Here is a 6,000-nt window from a genome sequence, read left to right on the forward strand (position 1 = left end):
GAACCCCGGCCGACGCGGTCGAGGCCTCAGAAAACCCGGCCTAAGCCCCCGCCCGCGATTTCCGGATAACGGAATGCCTATGCGGCAAGCAGCATTGCCAAGATTGCTGTGTCGGGGTGGCTGATCGGGTCGACCCCGACCCGGCTGACCATCGACGTGATGGTCCCGTCGGCCTCTGCCTCCACCCAGGCCGCGCGGTGCTCCAGCCCCAGATGCGGCAAACCAGGCAACAACACGCACCCCGAGGCGGCGCCGTTGCACTCCGGCAACGACGGCATCGTCTCCGAGGGTGGGTGCAGCATCAACAACGCCGGCGGCTGGTGGTCGCCGAAATAACCCGGCTGGATCGCCGATTCGCCGACGACGGGGCCTTCGGCGAGCACCAGGCCGACCGTGCCTGGCACGGGCAATTCCGGCAGTTCCTCTCGGACGCCGAATACCGTTGTGGTGTCCAGCAATCCGGGCAGCGACGCCACGCGGACCGCCACCATCAACAGCTGCGCCCATTCTTTGGTGGAATCGGGCCAGCGGCCGGAAATCACAAAGCCTTTCAGGGCACCATGAGAATGGAAGGGGGCCACTTCGACGGCCCGGCCTGCACCACTTTCCATTTCGCCCTCCGCCACACTCGATTCGGGTATCCAGCGATACGCCGGTGGGTCGATCCGCTCAGCATGCGACAGCCCGGCCACCCTCGCAAGTGGACACGAGCGGGAACGGCACCGAAGTCGAAAAGAAATCCGGCCGAAACGCCATTCGGGGCGCCGCGCACGTAGCGCGACGCCCCGAACGAGGTAGCCGAGATCAGCCGGCGATCAGACCCTGGGTCTTCGTGGTCGCGCCCGCGTAGCGCGACTGGACGTCTGCCCAATTCACGATGTTCCAAAATGCCTTTGCGAAGTCGGCTTTGACGTTCTTGTACTGCAAGTAGAAGGCGTGCTCCCACATGTCGAGGACCAGCAGCGGAACGATGCCGAGGGGGAAGTTGGTCTGGTGGTCGTAGACCTGGAAGATCAACAGCTTCTGGCCGAGGCTGTCCCAACCCAGCGCCGCCCAACCGGAACCTTGAACCGTGGTGGCGGCCGCGGTGAATTGCGCGCGGAATTTGTCGAACGACCCGAATGCTTCGTCGATGGCGGCCGCGAGTTCGCCGGTCGGCTTGTCACCGCCATCCGGAGACAGGTTCTTCCACCACAAGCTGTGATTGACGTGGCCTGCCAGGTTGAATGCCAGATTCTTCTCGTTCAGCAGGATCGCCGACTGGTCATCCTTTGCGCGCGCCTCTTCGAGTTTGGCGACAGCGTCGTTTGCCCCTTTGACGTATGTCGCGTGGTGCTTGTCGTGGTGAAGCTCGTTGATCTGACCCGAAATGTGGGGCTCCAGAGCCCCATAGTCCCAATCCAGGTCGGGCAAGGTGTATTCAGCCACGGGTTTCCTTCCTTCGCGATCGTTACCGATCTACTCTCTGACGCTTCGCCTGCAGGCTGTTGGCGAAGCGGCGACTCTGGCGTTAGTAACCCTGCTCCATCGCCGCGCGCACCGCAAGAACGGCCGCGGGGCGGGAGTACCCGGAAGGTGTATGTCAGAACCAGACGATGACGGCGAGCACCGCCAGCAAAACCAGGGCGATCAGGCCGGCGCGGAGCCCGGCGAGCAAGTAGGAGCGATTGCACGTCGACGACGTCGTGTACCAGTGGGACGACGAGGCCGCGGACTGCGGTCCAAACGGTTGCGTCGTCATCGGGTGGCTCCGGCCTGCTTGTCCAACTGCTCCCCCAGTGAGATGAGTCACAAATGATCTCGGTGATCGCGATCATAACCCCTCATGTACCGCCTGAAAAATTGAGTCGATTGCGGCGCGCTGACCAGCGGATTGTTGCTGGGGGTGTTGTTTTTCGCGCGCCAAATAAGTGGGGCGCTTCCGCGGTCACCGCGCAGCGACACGGCCGCGGGCGCTGTGACTTCCCCCATACCGCCGCGCGGTCGAAGACGGTTATGTGGTCTAAGAATTCGCTGAGGGCCGGGTCGGGCTGTCGATCACGATCCGGTTACGGTCCGGGGTTATCCACAGGGGAAGCGCCCGCGCGGTCGCGTAACCGTGGCGAAATGCGGAAATGACGGTCGGTGCCGCTTGTGGATAAACCTGTGGAAACTGTGTATAGCCGGGTTTAGCTGGATGCCGATCTTCGCCGAGCCGGCCCGGGCGTGCCAAGATCGATGGCGTGAGTTCAGAACCGCCGATCGCCCAGACCACCGTTGGGGAACTGCCCGTTGAATTCGGGCCGAACACAGTGTTGCTGGATGTGCGCGAGGACGACGAGTGGAAGCGCGGCCACGCGGCGGCCGCGCAGCACATCCCGATGGGTCAGGTGCCCGCCCGGGTGAACGAGATCGACCGGTCGGCGACGCTGTACGTCATCTGCAAGGCGGGCGGCCGATCCGCGAAGGTCGCCGAGTTCTTGGCGAGCGACGGCTTCGAACCGATCAACGTCGACGGCGGCATGCTCGCCTGGGCCGCGGCCGGCCGGTCAGTGGTCACCGACGACGGTGGCCCGGGAAGCATCTGACCAGGCTCCCCTCGACTGCACGGCTAGGCTGGTCCGGTGATTCGCGCCGGCGACCCGTCCGTGCCCCGCAGCAGCGGGGCGATTGAGGAGGAGCGGCGCCAATGATTCAAGTGTGCTCCCAGTGCGGCACACGCTGGAATGTCCGTGACAAGCAGCGTTCGTGGTGTCCACGCTGCAGCGGGACGCTGTTGGCGCCCGAGGCGACGGCGCCCCCTGTGCTGCCGGGTCCCAACGCGTGGCGGCCCGGCCCGCGCAGTGGTCCGCGGCTGCCACCGGGGTATCGCTGGATCGCCGTGCGTCCCGGCCCGCCTCCGCCACCACGTCGTCGCCGCAAGCCGCTCGGACCCACCCCGCGCTATCTCGGGATTCCGCGCTGGGGGCTGGTGGACCGCGTCGACCATGACACCGGCCCCGGACGCGTCCGGCGGGATCCGCCGACCCCCGAGCGGATCCGCAGCGCATTCTTCGTGGCAGCGGCGGCGTTGGGTGCGGCCGCACTGGTGCATCTGCTGCGCTATCTGCTGCTGATCATCAACCGCAATACCTTGCTGAATTGGTTGGTCGCCGACGCGGCGGGACTGCTCAGCGTGCTGGCCAGCCTGGCCGCGGTCGCGGCGGTGATGACGTGCGCGTTTCTCTCGACGCGATGGTTGATCGCCCGACGGGAAGCGGCGTTCGAGCATGCGGGCCAGTCGGAATCCCGCAGCCGGCGCGCGTTGTGGGCGGGCACTCTGGTGCCTCCGTCCGCCGCGATGGTGCTGGCCGTCATTTTCGCCGTGGTCGCGGCGACGACGGGGCACGCGGCCAGTTGGGCGTTGATGGCCGCGTCCGTGACGTTCTGTTGTCTGCCGCTGCTGGGCTCGGTCTGGGCGCTGGTCTACGTCGTCGAGCTGGCCAAGACCGAGGACCACTACAACCAGTTCCGTCAGGTGATCTGGAGCTGGTGGCTGTTGTGGCTGCTCAGCAGCGTGACGTCGGTGTTCGCGTCGATCACCAGCGGGGCGCAGGATTCCCAGGGCATCGCCAACAACACCGTCGCGATGATCGTCGCCTACGTGATCGCGCTGGCGGCGGTGCTGGCAACGGCGCGGCTGTTCGAGGTATTCGAGCGTAAGCCGGTCGAGCGCCCCGCCCATCGCTGGCTGATTGTCCCCGATGACGAGGTCGCCACCACGGAATCCGCTGCAGCGGTTGAGCTGCCGGGTGAAGAACCGGCAGCATAGGGCTATGGCGCACGCCGAGGACGTGGACTCTCGGCACCCATTTGTAGTCGCGCACCGCGGCGCCTCGGGGTCACGCCCCGAACACACGCTGGCCGCTTACGATCTCGCGCTTCGTGAGGGTGCCGACGGCGTGGAATGCGACGTGAGGCTCACCCGCGACGGGCATCTGGTCTGCGTGCACGACCGCAAGCTCGACCGGACGTCCAGCGGCGCCGGCCTGGTCAGCATGATGACGCTTGCGCAGCTTCGTGAGCTGGAATTCGGTTCCTGGCACGGGAGTTGGCGGGCCGACGGCACCCACGGCGACACCGGTCTGCTGACATTGGACGCTCTGGTCGCACTGGTGCTGGATTGGAAGCGGCCGGTGAAAATCTTCATCGAGACCAAGCATCCCGTGCGCTACGGCGCGCTGGTCGAAAGCAAGCTGCTGGCTCTGCTGCATCGGTTCGGTATCGCCTCACCCGCCTCCGCCGACCGCTCCCGCGCGGTGGTGATGTCGTTTTCCTCGGCGGCGCTGTGGCGGGTGCGGCGGGCGGCGCCGCTGTTGCCGACGGTGTTGCTCGGCCGCAGCCACCGGTACCTGGGCAGCAGTGCGCCCAGCACGATCGGTGCCACGGCCGTGGGCCCGTCGATCGGGACCCTGCGGGAACACCCCGAGCTCGTCGACCGGTCCGCGGCGCAGGGCCGGGCGTTGTACTGCTGGACGGTCGACGACTACGCCGACGTCAACTTCTGCCGCGACATCGGAGTCGCGTGGCTGGCCACCAATCACCCGGGCCGCGCCAAGGCGTGGCTGGAGGACGGCCTGGCCGGCGCCGACCCGTACTAGTCAGGGCTGTTTATCGAGCACGCTCGCGGGAAGGGGTTCGTCGGCGGCCAAGGCGTCGAAAAGTGCGGCCGCCTTCTCGTGGTCCCACACCACGACCGACCCCGAGTTGGTGCTGGTGAATTGCCCGATGGGCACGGTCAATTCGGCCGGCGAGCCCTGCAGTGCCCAGGCCAGCCGCGCCAGGTCCCAGACGTGATCGCCGCGGTCGACGGTCAGGGCGTCGACCGCCGCGTGCGGGACCGCGTACCACCGCCACGGGTTGAGCCAGACGGTCGGGCTGACCGCCCGATGCAGCAGCGCCGACATGAACTCCCGCTGCTCGACCATGCGGTCCAGGTCGGCCCGTGGGGTGGCGCGGCTGCGGACGTAGCCGAGCGCGACGCGGCCCTCCAGACGCTGGCATCCGGCGGGCAGATTGATGCCCGCCAGCGGGTCGTCGATCGGCGCCTTCGGGCACACCGTGACCCCGCCCAGCCCGTCTACTAGGCCGGCGAACCCGCTGAAGCCGATCTCGGCGTAGTGGTCGATCCGAAGGCCGGTGGCCTGTTGGACCGTCTCCGCCAACAGCGCCGCCCCGCCCATCGAGTACGCCGCGTTGATCTTGTCGCGGCCGTACCCGGGGATCGGCACAAACGAGTCGCGGGGGATGGACACCATCGTGGTCGGGGTGCTCGACCCGATCGCGGGCACGTGCACCAACATGATCGTGTCGGTTCGTCCGTTGCCGGTGTCGCCGCCGGTCGCCAGCGCCTGCTGCTGCTCGGCGGTCAAGCCCTGACGGCTGTCGGAGCCGACCAGCAGCCACGTGCTGCCGTGGGCGACTGGCGGCCGGCCGGAATAGTCCGTCAACGCCGACTGGCGGTGCAATGCGGTCTCCAACCACAGCGCGCCGCCCAGGATCGCGGCGCAGCCCAGCAGTACGGCGATCACCAGGCTCAACGAAACCACTTGCAGCCAAGCCCGTTTGGGGCGCACTGTGCGCCGCGACGGAGGCGGTGACTGCCGCGGGCCGGCGGCTCGGCGATTGGGCGACACCGGCCGCGGCGGGGGTGTGCCGGGCGGCGGCGGCCGCTTACCGCGGCGCTGATCGTCCGTCGTCAATACAGCCACCGCAGGTGACCGGCCAGCAGCGCATACCCGACGAACGCCACGGTGTCGATCAAACCGTGCGCGATCACCAGCGGCCACAGCCGGCCGGTGCGCTGCCAGGCATACCCGAACACCAAGCCCATCGCGATGTTGCCCAGTCCCGCACCGAAGCCCTGGTAGAGGTGATACGCACCGCGCAGCAGGCTCGACCAGACCAGCGCCGCGCGCGGCCCGACGCCCAACTGACCCAATCGGGTGAGCAGGTAGCCGACCACAATCACCTCTTCGGCCC

8 protein-coding genes and 1 pseudogene are annotated in these 6,000 nt (G+C 67.4%); 4 read left to right on the top strand and 5 right to left on the bottom strand.

The window, feature by feature from the left end; genetic code table 11:
• Positions 1 to 77: 77 nt before the first annotated feature.
• The 3 genes from A5658_RS04810 to A5658_RS28355 form a co-directional block, all read right to left on the bottom strand.
• Complete coding sequence (locus tag A5658_RS04810) at positions 78 to 611, bottom strand: peptidase (RefSeq protein WP_067331777.1); 534 nt, start codon at positions 609 to 611, stop codon at positions 78 to 80.
• A gap of 193 nt (positions 612 to 804) precedes the next feature.
• Positions 805 to 1,428: a superoxide dismutase gene (locus tag A5658_RS04815; protein WP_067331755.1), complete on the bottom strand. Its 624-nt coding sequence runs from the start codon at positions 1,426 to 1,428 to the stop codon at positions 805 to 807.
• A gap of 154 nt (positions 1,429 to 1,582) precedes the next feature.
• Positions 1,583 to 1,741, bottom strand: coding sequence for a hypothetical protein (locus A5658_RS28355; protein WP_197503050.1), 159 nt, complete (start codon positions 1,739 to 1,741; stop codon positions 1,583 to 1,585).
• 499 nt (positions 1,742 to 2,240) lie between these two features.
• On the opposite strand from A5658_RS28355, the gene A5658_RS04820 reads away from it, so the two are divergent.
• From A5658_RS04820 to A5658_RS04830, 4 genes and pseudogenes are all read left to right on the top strand, one after another.
• On the top strand, positions 2,241 to 2,567 hold the full coding sequence (locus A5658_RS04820) for a rhodanese-like domain-containing protein (RefSeq protein WP_231997211.1): 327 nt from the start codon (positions 2,241 to 2,243) through the stop codon (positions 2,565 to 2,567).
• A 101-nt stretch (positions 2,568 to 2,668) separates the two neighbouring features.
• Positions 2,669 to 2,774, top strand: a pseudogene (locus A5658_RS29250) (hypothetical protein); the annotation flags it as partial.
• Between the two features lie 86 nt (positions 2,775 to 2,860).
• Positions 2,861 to 3,790, top strand: coding sequence for a DUF4328 domain-containing protein (locus A5658_RS04825; RefSeq protein ID WP_369830484.1), 930 nt, complete (start codon positions 2,861 to 2,863; stop codon positions 3,788 to 3,790).
• A 4-nt stretch (positions 3,791 to 3,794) separates the two neighbouring features.
• Positions 3,795 to 4,619 (top strand): glycerophosphodiester phosphodiesterase, encoded by an 825-nt coding sequence (locus A5658_RS04830; protein ID WP_067331761.1) that lies wholly within the window; start codon positions 3,795 to 3,797, stop codon positions 4,617 to 4,619.
• On the opposite strand, the gene A5658_RS04835 is transcribed toward A5658_RS04830, so the two are convergent.
• Positions 4,620 to 5,729: an LCP family protein gene (locus A5658_RS04835; protein ID WP_369830483.1), complete on the bottom strand. Its 1,110-nt coding sequence runs from the start codon at positions 5,727 to 5,729 to the stop codon at positions 4,620 to 4,622.
• Positions 5,717 to 6,000 (bottom strand): CPBP family intramembrane glutamic endopeptidase (locus A5658_RS28360; protein ID WP_156751602.1); only part of this gene is annotated, 284 nt, incomplete at its 5' end. The genes A5658_RS28360 and A5658_RS04835, both read right to left, overlap by 13 nt.

The sequence above is a fragment of the Mycobacterium sp. 1245111.1 genome (assembly GCF_001673405.1).
Lineage (GTDB): Bacteria > Actinomycetota > Actinomycetes > Mycobacteriales > Mycobacteriaceae > Mycobacterium.

Bases quoted from the DNA above. Each gene is read 5' to 3' on its own strand.
- A5658_RS04810 (WP_067331777.1), bottom strand. From the start codon at position 611: ATGGAAAGTGGTGCAGGCCGGGCCGTCGAAGTGGCCCCCTTCCATTCT.
- A5658_RS28355 (WP_197503050.1), bottom strand. From the start codon at position 1,741: ATGACGACGCAACCGTTTGGACCGCAGTCCGCGGCCTCGTCGTCCCAC.
- A5658_RS04830 (WP_067331761.1), top strand. From the start codon at position 3,795: ATGGCGCACGCCGAGGACGTGGACTCTCGGCACCCATTTGTAGTCGCG.